Annotated in this window: 11 protein-coding genes; 2 read left to right on the top strand and 9 right to left on the bottom strand. The window is 56.8% G+C overall.

The features are described from left to right. Positions 1 to 16: 16 nt before the first annotated feature. Entirely contained in the window at positions 17 to 637 is a 621-nt protein-coding gene (rlmE, locus tag HPY30_13540) for a 23S rRNA (uridine(2552)-2'-O)-methyltransferase RlmE (GenBank protein QYZ66919.1), read from the bottom strand. Between the two features lie 105 nt (positions 638 to 742). Here rlmE and yhbY point away from each other — a divergent pair, with 105 nt between their 5' ends. After that, entirely contained in the window at positions 743 to 1,039 is a 297-nt protein-coding gene (yhbY, locus tag HPY30_13535) for a ribosome assembly RNA-binding protein YhbY (GenBank protein QYZ66918.1), read from the top strand. Positions 1,040 to 1,194: 155 nt separating this feature from the next. Here yhbY and greA read toward each other — a convergent pair whose 3' ends face one another. The 4 genes from greA to trxC all read right to left on the bottom strand — a co-directional run bounded on the left by greA (position 1,195) and on the right by trxC (position 6,708). Continuing rightward, the gene (gene greA, locus HPY30_13530) at positions 1,195 to 1,671 is read right to left on the bottom strand and encodes a transcription elongation factor GreA (protein QYZ66917.1); all 477 of its coding nucleotides are present in this window, start codon (positions 1,669 to 1,671) and stop codon (positions 1,195 to 1,197) included. A gap of 25 nt (positions 1,672 to 1,696) precedes the next feature. Further along, positions 1,697 to 4,909: a carbamoyl-phosphate synthase large subunit gene (gene carB, locus HPY30_13525; protein QYZ66916.1), complete on the bottom strand. Its 3,213-nt coding sequence runs from the start codon at positions 4,907 to 4,909 to the stop codon at positions 1,697 to 1,699. A gap of 44 nt (positions 4,910 to 4,953) precedes the next feature. Further along, positions 4,954 to 6,096 carry a glutamine-hydrolyzing carbamoyl-phosphate synthase small subunit gene (gene carA, locus HPY30_13520; GenBank protein ID QYZ66915.1) on the bottom strand — a complete coding sequence of 381 codons (1,143 nt, stop codon included), beginning with the start codon at positions 6,094 to 6,096 and terminating at the stop codon, positions 4,954 to 4,956. Positions 6,097 to 6,264: 168 nt separating this feature from the next. Then, a complete protein-coding gene (gene trxC, locus HPY30_13515) occupies positions 6,265 to 6,708 on the bottom strand; it encodes a thioredoxin TrxC (GenBank protein QYZ66914.1) in 444 nt (147 codons plus the stop codon). A 168-nt stretch (positions 6,709 to 6,876) separates the two neighbouring features. Between trxC and HPY30_13510 the strand changes: the two genes are divergently transcribed. Then, positions 6,877 to 7,713 carry a DUF692 domain-containing protein gene (locus HPY30_13510; protein ID QYZ66913.1) on the top strand — a complete coding sequence of 279 codons (837 nt, stop codon included), beginning with the start codon at positions 6,877 to 6,879 and terminating at the stop codon, positions 7,711 to 7,713. A gap of 65 nt (positions 7,714 to 7,778) precedes the next feature. On the opposite strand, the gene tilS is transcribed toward HPY30_13510, so the two are convergent. The 4 genes from tilS to ilvC form a co-directional block, all read right to left on the bottom strand. Beyond that, positions 7,779 to 9,125, bottom strand: coding sequence for a tRNA lysidine(34) synthetase TilS (tilS, locus tag HPY30_13505; GenBank protein QYZ68045.1), 1,347 nt, complete (start codon positions 9,123 to 9,125; stop codon positions 7,779 to 7,781). A 55-nt stretch (positions 9,126 to 9,180) separates the two neighbouring features. Further along, positions 9,181 to 10,140, bottom strand: coding sequence for an acetyl-CoA carboxylase carboxyl transferase subunit alpha (gene accA / locus HPY30_13500; GenBank protein ID QYZ66912.1), 960 nt, complete (start codon positions 10,138 to 10,140; stop codon positions 9,181 to 9,183). A gap of 193 nt (positions 10,141 to 10,333) precedes the next feature. After that, positions 10,334 to 13,867, bottom strand: coding sequence for a DNA polymerase III subunit alpha (gene dnaE / locus HPY30_13495; GenBank protein QYZ66911.1), 3,534 nt, complete (start codon positions 13,865 to 13,867; stop codon positions 10,334 to 10,336). Between the two features lie 214 nt (positions 13,868 to 14,081). Next, positions 14,082 to 15,092: a ketol-acid reductoisomerase gene (ilvC, locus tag HPY30_13490; protein ID QYZ68044.1), complete on the bottom strand. Its 1,011-nt coding sequence runs from the start codon at positions 15,090 to 15,092 to the stop codon at positions 14,082 to 14,084. Between the last annotated feature and the right edge of the window lie 48 nt (positions 15,093 to 15,140).

The following is a 15,140-nucleotide window of genomic DNA, read 5'->3' as shown; positions in this document are numbered from 1 at the left end:
GCAGTTCTGTACGGTACTACAACTTAAAGCCCGTCGCTACCAGATAGATTTCGCGGCTTTTCGACCGGGAAGACTTGGGCTTACGGCTTACCACCCTGCCGAACGCCTCACGCATGTCCCGTATATAGTGCTCAAAACCCTCGCCCTGGAATACCTTGACCACAAAACCGCCACCGGGGCGCAGCACCTCTTTGGCAAAATCCAGTGCCAATTCACACAGGTACATGGAACGAGGCTGATCCACGGTGGCCATACCCGTAACATTGGGGGCTATATCGGAAATTACAAGATCCACGGGCTTCTCTTGCAGAATTCCCCGTAACTCATCAAGTGGCTCCTGATCCCGGAAATCCCCCTGGATGAACGGCACCCCGGCAATAGGATCCATCTCCAGGATATCCAGGGCAACCACCATGCCTTTATCTCCGACCAACTGCCGGGAAAATTGTGACCAGCCCCCCGGTGCGGCACCCAGATCCACCACCCGCATTCCGGGTTTAATAAGCCGGTCCTTCTCCTGGATCTCCATGAGTTTGAAGACCGCACGAGACCGGTACCCTTCTCTCTGGGCACGTTTCACGTACTCATCCTTGAAGTGACGATCAAGCCACTGGCGGCTGCTCTTACTACGTTTCATATTCAGTATCAGACCATCATTCCGGCAAAAATCCCACAACGCGTCTTTCAGGAGAGGCGCTATCTAAGGTAGAATTCCGCCCCAATCTTTACACGGCACCCGATTATGGCCCTCTCTGCCCAGCAAAAACGCGAACTGAAAAAATTGGCGCATCATCTCAAACCTGTGGTCATGGTAGGTCAACATGGGCTCAGGGAGAGTGTGCAGGATGAAATCGGCATCGCCCTCGACAGCCATGAACTGATCAAGGTAAAGCTTGCCGGCGCTGATAAAGCCGACCGTGAGCAGCTCAGCGAGGCGATTGCCTCCCGCCAAAATGCTGACCTGGTGCAGATTATCGGCCGCGTCGCCATCTTCTACCGGCCCAATCCGGATAAAAAGAAAAACCGGATTGTGGTCTAGTAGTCCTTCAATAAACAAAATCAGGATTTGTAGGGTGCGCCATGCGCACCATGAATAGCGTACATACCGTGATCACGGCTTGTTTTGGTGCGCATGGCGCACCCTACGTATACTTGCCGGTTTCGCTGCGCTTGAACCTGCCTACAATATGAGCGTCAGACGTAACGGACGTCCAATATCTCAAACTCCCTCGCGCCACCCGGCGTCTCGAGAAAGACGTCATCGCCCTCGGACTTGCCGATCAGCGCTCGTGCAATAGGCGAACTGATCGATATCAGACCGTTTTTGATATCCGCCTCATCTTCGCCGACTATCTGGTAGGTCAACTCCGCATCATTGTCGAGTTCCAGCACATCGACGGTGGCGCCGAACACCACCTTGCCTCCAGCATTGAGGGTGGTGACATCTATGATCTGGGCGTGGGACAGCTTACCCTCCAGATCCTTGATACGGCCTTCAATAAAACCCTGTTGTTCACGCGCGGCGTGATACTCAGCATTTTCTTTTAAATCACCATGTTCGCGGGCTTCGGCAATCGCCTTGATCACCTTGGGGCGGGCCACCCGCTTAAGCTCAACAAGTTCTTCCTGCAGACGCTCCGCGCCTCTGGCGGTCAGAGGTACCTTGCTCATATTCTGTCTCCTCGCCTCATTGCAATCAGCCGTGCAGATCCTGCAGGCAATTTACGCCGACTGCGTCCAACTGTTTCAGCGCCAGACAGGTTGCCTCGGCGCCGGAGATGGTGGTTGTGTAGTTAACCTTATACTGTAGCGCAGCACGTCGAATCTCCGCAGAGTCCGCAATGGCTTTGGCGCCCTCTGCCGTGTTGACAACAACGAAAGAGATCTCATTATTCTTGATCATATCCACGATGTGCGGTCGTCCTTCCTTGACCTTGTTGACCTGAATGCAATCGATTCCTGCACTCCTTATCACTTTTGCGGTACCCCTAGTGGCACAGATCTCAAATCCAAGAGCGATCAAATCCTCAGCCACGCTTACGGCACGTTTTTGGTCCACATCACGCACACTGATCAACGCCCTGCCACCATCAGGCAAGCGTGACCCGGCGCCAAGAATCGCCTTGCTGAAAGCTTCACCAAAAGTCTTGCCGACCCCCATCACCTCACCAGTGGATTTCATCTCCGGTCCCAGCACGGTATCGACGCCGGGAAACTTGACGAAGGGAAATACCGCCTCTTTGACGTAATAGATCTTAGGCACCACCTCATCGGTGAAACCCTGCTCCGCCAGACTCACACCCGCCATACAGCGTGCAGCCACCTTGGCCAGTTGAACGCCGGTAGCTTTGGAGACAAATGGCACGGTGCGGGAAGCTCTAGGATTGACCTCCAGCAGGTAGATTTCATCGTCCTTCACGGCGAACTGGGTGTTCATCAGACCCACTACCCCAAGCTCCAGGGCCATCTTACGGATCTGTTCGCGCATCCTGTCCTGCACGGAGGCCGACAGGGTATAGGGTGGCAGGGAGCAGGCGGAATCACCCGAGTGCACGCCAGCCTGCTCGATATGTTCCATGATACCGCCGATCACCACATCCTTACCGTCGCAGATGGCGTCGATATCCACTTCGATGGCATCACTGAGAAAATGGTCCAGCAGCACCGGCGAGTCGTTGGAGACACTCACCGCCTCGCGCATGTAGCGACGCAGGTCATTCTCGTTGGTGACGATCTCCATCGCACGTCCGCCCAACACGTAAGAGGGCCGGACAACCAGCGGATAACCTATTTCTTCCGCCAGCTTAACCGCCTGTTCAGACTCGGTGGCGGTATGGTTCGGCGGCTGCTTCAGACCCAGCCTCTCCACAGCCATCTGGAAACGTTCGCGATCCTCCGCCAAGTCGATGGCATCGGAACTGGTACCGATGATCGGTGCACCGGCGGTTTCCAAATCTTCCGCCAGATTCAATGGTGTTTGACCTCCGTACTGGACGATCACACCCTTGGGCTGCTCCTTATCGATAATCTCCAGCACATCCTCAAGGGTCAGCGGCTCGAAATAGAGCCGATCCGAGGTATCGTAGTCGGTGGAGACCGTCTCCGGGTTACAGTTGACCATAATGGTCTCGTAACCATCCTCGCGCATGGCGAAGGCGGCATGTACGCAGCAGTAGTCGAATTCGATGCCCTGACCGATCCGGTTGGGACCGCCACCCAGCACCATGATCTTATCGCGGTCACTGGGCTGCGCCTCGCACTCGTCCTCATAGGTGGAGTACATGTAAGCGGTGCTGGTGGCAAACTCTGCCGCGCAGGTATCGACCCGCTTGAATACCGGCCGGACGCCAGTAGCCCGTCGCAGCTCACGAACCTCCGGTTCGGTAACACCTGCCAAGACCGCGAGTCGTCTATCGGCAAACCCTTTGCGTTTCAAATAGCGCAGCCGAGACTCATCAAAAGCCGCCAGTCCCTGCGCCTTGATTTGACCTTCGAGGGTTACCAGCTCTTCGATCTGCACCAGGAACCAGGGTTCGATGCGGCTGTACTCATGAACCTCTTCCATGCTCATGCCCCAACGAAAGGCATCCGCCACATACCAGAGACGTTCCGGCCCCGGCAGACGCATCTCACGTGTCAGAGTGTACTCAACGCCCTCTTCCTCCAGGTCGACGACCTCACTGAGACCGTATTTCCCTGTCTCCAGTCCCCGCAGGGCCTTCTGCAGTGACTCCTGGAAGGTGCGACCGATGGCCATCACCTCGCCCACCGACTTCATCTGGGTGGTGAGCCGATCATCCGCCAACGGAAACTTTTCGAAGGCGAAGCGCGGCACCTTGGTGACCACATAGTCTATGGCCGGCTCGAAAGAGGCGGGCGTTGCGCCGCCGGTAATCTCATTCTGCAACTCATCGAGGGTGTAACCCACTGCCAGCTTGGCCGCCACCTTGGCGATGGGAAAACCGGTGGCCTTGGAGGCCAGCGCCGAGGAGCGGGAGACGCGGGGATTCATCTCGATGATGATCATGCGCCCGTTTTCCGGATTGATGGCGAACTGCACGTTGGAACCACCGGTCTCCACCCCGATCTCACGCAATACCGCCAGCGAGGCGTTACGCATGATCTGATACTCTTTGTCGGTGAGGGTCTGGGCCGGTGCAACGGTAATAGAGTCACCGGTGTGCACCCCCATCGGATCCAGGTTTTCGATGGAACAGATGATGATGCAGTTGTCCTTGCGGTCCCGCACCACCTCCATCTCATACTCTTTCCAACCGAGAATCGACTCTTCGATCAGGAGTTCACTGGTGGGGGAGAGATCGAGCCCCCGCTCGCAGATTTCGACAAACTCTTCCGCATTGTAGGCAATACCACCGCCACTGCCGCCCATGGTGAAAGAGGGACGAATGATCGTCGGAAAACCGATACCGACCTGTACCTGATTCGCTTCTTCCATGCTGTGCGCAATAGCCGAGCGGGGCATATCTAGACCGATCTTGCGCATCGCCTTACGGAACAGATCTCGATCTTCAGCCTTGTCGATCGCTTCCCTGGAGGCACCGATCATCTCCACGCCAAACTTTTCAAGCACACCTTCGCGCACCAGATCGAGGGCACAGTTGAGCGCAGTCTGACCGCCCATGGTGGGCAACAGAACCTCGGGGCGCTCCTTTTCGATAATGCGCGCCACCGTCTCCCAGGTGATGGGTTCGATATAGACCGCATCCGCCGTATCGGGATCGGTCATGATGGTCGCCGGATTAGAGTTCACCAGGACAACCCGGAAACCCTCTTCCCGCAACGCTTTGCAGGCCTGAGCGCCAGAGTAGTCGAACTCACAGGCCTGACCGATCACAATGGGACCGGCGCCGATAATCAGGATACTTTGTATGTCTGTACGTTTTGGCATTTACTCGAACCGTTGGATAATCAGCCGCGATTCCTGCAGCTAATTTAATTTTCCGTCTTCATCAACTCGATGAAATGATCGAACACCGGCGCCACGTCGTGGGGACCGGGGCTGGCTTCAGGGTGTCCCTGAAAGCCAAAGGCCGGTTTGTCCGTACGGTGGATACCCTGCAATGAACCGTCGAAGAGCGAACGATGAGTTGCCGTCAATGTTTCAGGCAGGCTCACCTCATCCACTGCAAAGCCGTGGTTTTGGCTGCTGATCATGACCGTCTTTTCGCCCAGATCCTGCACCGGATGATTCGCGCCATGATGGCCGAACTTCATTTTGACCGTTCTGGCGCCGCTGGCAAGGGACAACAGCTGATGCCCCAGACAGATGCCGAACACCGGCAGACCTGTATCGACAATCTCCTGGATTGCTTCGATAGCGTAATCGCAGGGCTCCGGATCGCCGGGTCCATTGGAGAGGAATACCCCATCCGGATTCATGGCAAGCACATCTTTCGCGGACATTTGGGCCGGCACCACCGTCAGGCGACAGCCCCGATCCACCAGCATGCGCAGAATATTGCGTTTAACCCCGTAGTCGTAGGCCACTACATGCAATGGTAACTTCTCTTCGATGGGATGTTCGGCCTCGGGCATTCCACCCTCAAGGGACCAACTGCCCTGTGCCCATTCGTAGGGGATATCGGTGGTGACCTCTTTCGCCAGATCCATACCCTTAAGACCAGGAAAATTCTTGGCTGCCTCCAGTGCCGCCTGTTCGTCAACATCGTCACCCGCCAGGATACAACCGCTTTGAGCTCCTTTCTCCCGCAGGATCCGGGTCAGCTTGCGAGTGTCGATACCCGCAATAGCAACGATGTTATTACGGCGCAGGTAGGCATCCAGTGCCTCCTGGCTCCGCCAGTTGCTGCTCAAGAGGGGAAGGTCGCGAATCACCAGGCCAGCGGCATGGATATGTCCCGACTCCTCGTCGTCCTCATTGGCGCCGGTATTTCCGATATGGGGATAAGTCAGGGTCACGATTTGACGGCTGTAGGAAGGGTCGGTAAGAATCTCCTGATAGCCGGTCATTGCCGTATTGAAGACCACTTCACCGACAGACTGCCCATCCGCACCAATGGCTTCGCCCCGAAAAGTGGTGCCGTCTTCCAGGACCAGAACTGCTGGTTTGTTCAAAAAATTCTCCACTGCGAGCGCACGAAACGGGATAAGCCCTGCGGCTTACCCCGTTCCAATTGAATCGTTTGGGATGAGTGGCTGAAAAGTGCCACGTCAAACCAAGGCGATTCTACTTGAAAGAGAGCAATTCTGTCTACGTGGATAAGCCATCGCCGAATAAACCGCCTAAAGACCCGAAAGATGTTGCCGGGTCCAGTTAACGATGCCTCCGGCGTCCATGGCTCCAGGCTGCCGGGCAACCTCCCTGCCCCGATGCAGTAGCATCAATGTGGGAATACTGCGAATACCGAACTGCGCTGCCAACGGCTGCTGCTCTTCCGTATTCACCTTTGCCAGCCTCACCTGCGGTTCAAGTTGCGCCGCGGCCTGCTCGAAAGCCGGAGCCATCATTTTGCAGGGACCGCACCAAGAGGCCCAGAAATCGACCAGCAGCGGGAGATCGCTCTTCTGACTGTGGCGTTGGAATTGCGCCCCATCCAATGCGATCGGCTGCTGCGTAAACAGAGGATTATGGCACTTGCCGCAGTTGGCACCATCTTTCAGCCGCACCGCTGGAACCCGATTGACGCCGCCACAATGGGGGCAGACGATATGCATTGCTTCCGACATGAACTCAATCCCCGAAAAATTATTAGGACCTGTTAACACTATGCGGATGCCCAGCGTTGGCCCTATTATCATGTCTATAAATGGGGGGCCATCTCTCGATTTCAAGGCGGTACCAATCAAGCACAAATCGGTATAATACTAGTGCTGGTCCCAACAGATGCTCCAATCATGACTATCGACGATCCTGCCAAAAATAGAACTGATCCCGGCTTTGGCCTAGGCTTGCGGCGCGAGCTGGTCAGGCCGGTCATAGTACAGCGTCCGGCCGTGGACTGGTTCGAGATTCTCTCTGACAGCTATCTGGATGCCGATGAAGAAACGATGGATCAGCTACTGCAAATCCGCGCTGAATATCCCCTGCTCATGCACGGCGCGGGACTCTCAATTGGGGGACCGGATCCGCTGGATGGGGCTTATATCAAACAACTCAAAACCCTAATGCAGCGCGTGGAACCCAGCGCGATTTCCGACCACCTCTGCTGGACCCTGCCGGGCCAGTCCCACAGCTATGATCTGCGTCCCCTGCCCAGAACGCTTGAGATGATCGATCACCTGATCCCTCGTATTCGCGAGGTTCAGAAGAGACTGGGCAGACGCCTCATGCTGGAGAATATCTCGGCCTATCATCAGGAGAGCGGCAATCAGATGCCGGAGTGGGATTTCATGACGGCAGTTGCCGAAGCCTCCGACTCGCTGATCCTGCTGGATCTGAACAATGTCCTGTCGAACTGCAACAAACTGGGGCTGGAACCAATGACATTTGTGCGCAACCTGCCTGCCCAGCGCATCCGGCAGATTCATCTCGCCCCGCCGGCCAGCAATGTGGAACACCAGGTCGATCCTGCAGAAGCGCTAAAGTCAGATCCAATCTGGCAACTCTACCGCGACACCCTGAAACATGTCGGTAAGATTGCCACCATGATCGAACGCAATGATGATATTCCACCTCTGGAGGAGATGGTTAAAGAATTGGAACAAGCCAGGGCTATTGCCAGCCAGACGTAGGCCGGTTCAAGCGTAGCGGAACCGGCAACCTCAAAGATCACGTCAATCCCGGAATGCCCGATCCGCTACGTTTGATCGGGCCTGCTTTTCTGTGCATTTAGTGCCAGGTTTCTGGATAGAGAACCGCTCCAATACGGCTGCACCGCAGCGGTCTCCTCTGCCGCCGCAAAAGGCTGGCAAACGGTAAATCCGGGAATAACCGCCAACTCCTCATCCAGGAAGATCAAGGGGATACGATCCCGCAACCAGGGCGGTACACCCCAGGTCTGAAACAACTGCTTCAGGGGACGGTGAAAACTGTCACCTGCCGGGCGACAACGCTCACCGCCCCGGCGGAATCTCACCTCGATACGACCGTTTTGCCACGCTTCCGCATCGACTCCATGTTCGGAGAGAGAGACCTCCAGCTTTCCCAAGCCGGACGGCAGTGTCAACGCCGCTTCACCATTCCAACTCAGGCATAATCCAGCATCATGGGGGAGCAGCCGGGGACCAAGAAAAAGGTCATCCCGATAACGGCGCACCTCCATCCCACCCCAGCCCACCAGCGGGTTGGCGTCCGCACGTCCCAGTACGCACTCATCCAACATGCGCTGAAGATGCCGATAACCGGGCGCTGCCGCACCTTCCTGCGCCAGAACCCAATGCCGCAGCAGACTGCGGATTCTCGGCTCAGAGAGTCGACTGAGCGCTTTCACCGACAACCTTCCGGACGCTGAACCACGGCACCGCTGCAGATCTTCCGCCGCCAGCTCATCGATCAGCACCTGGGCATCGGCACAGAGCCCCGCACTTCGTGAAAGCGTCGCACTGGCAGCGGGCCAGTGCACCTGAATAAGCGGTATGATTTCATGACGCAGATAGTTTCGGGAAAATTCGAGGTCGCAGTTGCTGGGATCCTCCACCCAGATCAAACCTTCGCGCTGCGCATAGGTTTCGAGTGCTTGCCGGGTAAAACCGAGCAGGGGACGTTGCAGCCACCCGTTTCCAAGCCGGGACGTTTTAGCCATCGCCGCCAGACCAGCGGGCCCGCTGCCGCGCAGCAGTTGCAGCAGCAGGGTCTCTGCCTGGTCATCCTTATGTTGGGCGGTAAGCAGCCAGTCATCGGGCTGCAGCAGATCAGCCAAAACCCGATAGCGCCCCTCACGCGCCAGCGCCTCGATACTCTCGCCTGCGGACGGAGTCAGCGCCAGATTGATCTGCTGATAGGAGACATCGAGGGCTGCCGCGAAATCACGGCAGTGCTCACCCCAGGCATCCGCTTCAGACTGGAGTCCGTGATGAATATGGATGGCTTTGAGTTCACCGGGAGTCCGGTCGCGAATACAAACAAGCGCGTGTAGTAAAACTGTCGAATCGAGACCACCGCTAAAGGCGACATGCCAGTCACCGGAACGGGGCAGTTGCGGCATCCCTTCAAGCAGGCGGGCCGGAGAAAATTCCATACAGGATGGCGGAAAAGAGGAACTACTCTCCGCTGAACTGACCGTACTGCATCAGCCGCTGATAGCGGGTGTCCAGCAGTTTGTCGATGGCCATGCTGCGCAGATTCTCCAACCCCTCCAGCAGGGAGTGCTTGAGATTCTTTGACATCGTCTCCAAGTCCCTGTGGGCGCTGCCTAGAGGTTCGGGAATGATCTCATCGATCAAATTCAACTCTTTCAGTCGATCAGAGGTGATACCCATTGCCTCTGCGGCAAGGGGGGCCTTTTCTGCACTCTTCCACAGAATGGAAGCACACCCTTCCGGCGAGATCACAGAATAGGTGCTGTATTCCAGCATCATCACCCGATCTCCAACACCGATGGCCAATGCCCCGCCGGATCCACCTTCACCGATCACGGTGCAGATGATCGGGGTACGCAGACCGGACATCACCTTCAGGTTTCTGGCAATTGCCTCGCTCTGTCCGCGCTCTTCGGCACCCACCCCGGGATAGGCACCGGGCGTGTCGATAAAGGTGAGGATCGGCAGTTGGAACTGCTCCGCCATCTCCATCAGCCGCAGTGCCTTGCGATAGCCTTCGGGACGGGGCATGCCGAAATTTCTATGCAGCTTATCCTTGGTATCACGGCCTTTCTGTTGGCCGATCACCATTACCGGCTGACCATCGATACGCGCGAGACCGCCAACAATGGCATGGTCATCGGCAAAGGCGCGGTCGCCGTGGAGTTCATGGAACTCGTCGAATATCAGGCCGATATAATCCAGCAGATAGGGACGTTGGGGGTGTCGGGCGAGCTGGGATATCTGCCAGGGTTTAAGGCCGGAGAAGATCGACTCCGTGAGTGTACGGCTCTTGCTTTCAAGACGGGTTATCTCGTCCTGAATGTTGATCTCATTGTCGTCGCCCACCAGGCGAAGCTCTTCGATTTTCGCCTCAAGTTCGGCGATCGGCTGCTCAAATTCGAGAAAATTCAGATCCATGCGCGGACTATACCGGAAATGTTTTTTTTAGGACAGTCTCAACTAGAGGTCCAGACCCCCAGGGAAGTCTTGAATGAAAAGAGAAACCTGTCATTTCGACCGTAGGGAGAAATCTCATACCCCCACAACAACGAGTTAGTACTCCGCTGCTTGAGATCTCTCCCTACGGTCGAGATGACAATAACCGAGTCATTCAACGCGACCGTTTATTGTAGACCACGCTGACACTTCCCTTCCCCAGAAACCGCTCCAGGCGCCGCAGCAGTTCATCGACCGGATTGACCCGCCACTCCTGTCCCAGGACGATATCGCCTTCGGCTCTGGCTGAGCGGTAGTGCAATTTGATCCCGGTGGTTCCGCCGGTGAAGGGTGACAGCAACTGCAGCAGTTCATGGCAGAAACTGCCTGCATCACTGCCGCTGAGCTGGACATTCAGACCCAGATGGCCCGCATAGAGCGCCCGCGCCTGTTCAAACGCCAGCACATTATCCACCCGAATGTTCAGCCCTCCCCGGTATTCGTCATAGTTCAGGCTGCCGGAAACCACCAGAATCCGGTCTGTGGCCAGCAGGTCACGATAGGACTCATAGGTTTCATTGAACAGCGTGGCTTCGATGCGGCCACTGCGATCATCCAGCAACAGTGTTCCCATATAACCCCGCTGGGTCTGCCGGTGGCTGGTCTGCACCACCAGTCCCGCCACTACGACGGGTACACCACGACGACGCCCACCGCCACCATTTCCCGACCCGCTATCCAGCGAGAGATCGGCAATGCTGGTCCCGGCAATCTGCCGCAGCTCGGCCTCGTAACGGTCGATGGGATGGCCGGTGAGATAGAGTCCTAGGGTCTCCTTCTCGCCCTGGAGACGCTGTTCGTCCTCCCACTCCTCCACATCGTCGGGCACCACCTGTGGCTCGTTTGCCGTGGCGGGTTGGGGATCACTCATGCCGAAGAGGTCATTCTGCCCCCGCGCCAAGTCCTCATGGTGCTGCTCCGCCATTTTCAGCGCCAGGGGCAGCTGCATCATCAGCGTCGCCCGGTTGGCGCCCAGCCCATCCAGCGCACCCGCCCGAACCAGGGACTCCAGCACCCGCCGGTTGACCCGTTTCAAATCGATACGACGGCAGTATTCGAAGATATCCTTAAAAGCGCCGTTATCCTTGCGCTCCTGGACGATACATTCGATGGCCGATTCACCCACGCCCTTGATTGCGCCCAGGCCATAGACCACCTTGTTTTCACCATCGATAGTGAACTTGTATTCGGAGATGTTGACCTGAGGGGGCTCCAACTTGAGCTTCATGCGCCGGCACTCCTCGATCAGAGGCACCACCTTGTCAGTATTGTCCATGTCAGCGGAGCAGACCGCCGCCATGAAAGCCGCTGGGTAGTGCGCCTTGAGCCACATGGTCTGGTACGAGACCAGCGCGTAGGCTGCAGAGTGGGACTTGTTGAAGCCATAACCCGCGAACTTCTCCACCAGGTCGAAGATCTTCATCGCCAGATCGGGATCGACGCCGTTCTTCTCAGCCCCCTCCTTGAACACCGCCCGCTGCTTGGCCATCTCCTCAGGCTTCTTCTTACCCATCGCCCGACGCAGCATGTCAGCGCCGCCGAGGGAGTAACCCGCCAACACCTGGGCAATCTGCATGACCTGCTCCTGGTAGAGGATGACGCCATAGGTAGCATCAAGAATCGGTTTCAGCGATTCATGCTGGTAGTTGGCATCAGGGTAGGAGATCTTCTCCTTGCCATGCTTGCGGGCGATGAAGTTATCCACCATGCCCGATTGCAGCGGACCTGGACGAAACAGGGCGACCAGGGCGGTAATGTCATCGAAACAGTCGGGCTTGAGCTTTTTAACCAGCTCCTTCATACCCCGGGATTCAAGCTGGAATATGGCCGTAGTCTCTGCGCTCAACAGCAACTTGAAAGCCGCCTCGTCCGCCATATCGATGGCGGTGATATCGATGGGTTCCTCTCCGATTGCAGCACGACCGGCGTTCACCGTTTTCAACGCCCAGTCGACGATGGTAAGGGTGCGCAGTCCGAGAAAGTCGAACTTCACCAGCCCGACCTTCTCCACGTCATCTTTGTCGAACTGGGTCACCAGACCTTCACCGCTGGCCTCGCAATAGAGCGGAGTGAAGTCAGTGAGCAGGCCGGGAGAGATCACCACGCCACCGGCGTGCTTGCCGGCGTTGCGCGCGCACCCCTCCAGTTTTCTTGCCATCTTGATGAGCTCAGTGACCTCCTCGTCGGTTTCGTAGGCCTGCTTGAGATCCTCGCTCTCCTCCAGCGCCTTTTTCAGCGTCATGCCGATCTCGAAGGGCACCATCTTCGCCACCCGATCGGTGAAACCGTAGGGATGTCCCAGCACCCGCCCCACATCCCGCACCACCGCCTTCGCCGCCATGGAGCCATAGGTGATGATCTGGGAGACTGAATCACGGCCGTAGGTACGCGCCACGTAGTCGATCACCCGGTCACGCTTGTCCATGCAGAAGTCGACATCGAAGTCGGGCATGGAGACACGCTCAGGATTGAGGAATCGTTCAAACAGCAGTTCGTGCTCGATAGGATCGAGATCAGTGATTTTCAGCGCATAGGCGACCAGGGAACCTGCACCGGAGCCGCGCCCAGGTCCCACCGGGATGTCGTTGTCCTTGGCCCACTGGATAAAGTCAGCCACGATCAGAAAGTAACCCGGAAACCCCATGTTGTTGATGACACCCAGCTCGATCTGCAGCCGCTCATCGTAGACCTTGCGCTGATTGCTGAACTCCGCAGCCGTCGTATCGAAGATCTGTTCAAGCCGCCACTCCAGCCCCTTTTGGGACTCTGCGGCAAAATACTCATCAATGGTCATCCCTTCCGGGATGGGGAAATCGGGCAGGTAGTTCTTGCCCAGGGTCAGCTCAATATTACAGCGGCGAGCGATCTCAACCGAGTTTTCCAGTGCTTCAGGAATATCGGAGAACAGCGCCTGCATCTCCTCTGAACTGCGCAGATATTGTTGTTCGTTGTAGAGCCTGGGACGGCGGGGATCATCCAGGGTTCGTCCATCGTGGATGCAGACCCGGACTTCATGGGCCTCAAAATCCTCCGGGGAGAGAAAGCGGACATCGTTGGTCGCCACCACCGGCACATCATACTTCTCCGCCAGTGCCACGCTGGCGTGCAGACAGGCTTCTTCCTCCGACCTGCCGGTTCGGGTCAGCTCCAGATAGTAGCGATCACCAAACAGCCTCAGCCATTCTGCCAGCAGGCGCTGCGCCTCCTCCTCATTCCCAGCGAGCAGCGCCCGGCCCAGATCCCCCTCACGCCCACCGGAGAGGGCAATCAGGCCATCTGCATTACCCTCCAGCCACTCCCGTTCCAACATCGGGCGGCCAAGGTGTTGGCCCTCCCGGTAACTGCGGGAGACAAGGCGGGTGAGATTGTTATAACCGACCTGATTCTGCACCAACAGGAGCAATCGAAAAGGTGTGTTGGCATCCTCCGGGTTGCGGATCCAGACATCCACCCCGGTAATAGGTTTCACCCCGGCACCCAGCGCCGCCTGATAGAAACGCACCAGGGCAAACATGTTGCATTGGTCGGTGAGCGCCACCGCGGGCATACCCATCTCCACCAGCCTGGCGACCAGCGGCTTTACCCGTACCAGGCCATCGACCAGGGAGTATTCAGAGTGAACGCGGAGATGGATGAAAGCGGGTTCCATGGGGCTGGAATTCTAGCAAAGGGAAGCAGATCAGGTTGGCTGATTTTTGCCCAGCACCTAATCTCCATCAGGAAACACTTATCTCACCGCCAAGAACACAAAAGCACGGTAACTTCTCAATACATCCAAGCTTGCGGCCGAGCATTCATATCAATCAAGCATAAAAAAGCCGCCTGCGTCTCCACAGGCGGCTTTTTCTTTCACTGTTACCGGATCAGTTCTTGGACTTGTCCACGATCTTTTTGATCCAGGGCATCATGGCACGCAGCTGCTCACCGGTCTGCTCGATGGGGTGGGCAGCATTCAGACGGCGATAGGCGGTCATGGAGGGGTAGTTGAGCTGCCCTTCCATGACGAACTGCTTGGCATACTCGCCGGTCTGGATATTTTTCAACGCATCGCGCATCGCCTGCTTGCTCTCCTCGTTGATGACCTTGGGGCCGGTGACGTACTCGCCATATTCCGCATTATTGGAGATAGAGTAGTTCATGTTGGCTATGCCGCCTTCGTACATCAGGTCGACGATCAGCTTCAGCTCGTGCAGACACTCGAAGTAGGCCATCTCGGGGGCGTAACCGGCTTCGGTCAGGGTCTCGAAACCCGCTTTGACCAGCTCAACCGCACCGCCGCAGAGAACAGCCTGCTCGCCAAAGAGATCGGTCTCGGTCTCATCCTTGAAGGTGGTCTCTATGATACCGGTGCGGCCGCCGCCGATAGCGGATGCGTAGGAGAGAGCTGTCTCTTTCGCGGTGCCGGTGGCGTCCTGGTAGACAGCGATCAGGTCGGGAATACCGCCGCCCTTCTCATATTCGCTGCGCACAGTGTGGCCAGGCGCCTTGGGGGCGATCATGATCACGTCCAGGTCCTCGCGGGGTACGATCTGGTTGTAGTGGATGGCAAAACCGTGGGCGAAGGCCAGGGCCGCACCATTCTTGATGTTGGGTGCGATCTGGTCGCAATAGAGCGACGACTGGAACTCATCCGGCGTCAGAATCATGACAACGTCTGCAGCGGCAACTGCCTCTTCAACGGACTTTACGGTCAGACCCGAGTTCTCCGCCTTGATGACAGAAGGTGAACTGCTGCGCAGACCGACAATGACGTTTATCCCTGAGTCCTTCAGGTTGTTGGCATGGGCATGGCCCTGGGAGCCGTAACCGATAATGGAGACCGTCTTACCCTTGATCAGGGAGAGGTCACAGTCTTTGTCATAGTAAACGTTGATAGCCATGTTGTTTTCCTTCGGAAAATTTTGAATTGTGTGCCAGGGCCG

Source organism: Gammaproteobacteria bacterium (ex Lamellibrachia satsuma) (assembly GCA_019623805.1).
GTDB lineage: Bacteria > Pseudomonadota > Gammaproteobacteria > Chromatiales > Chromatiaceae > QGON01.
This window is presented reverse-complemented; position numbering and strand designations above follow the sequence as displayed.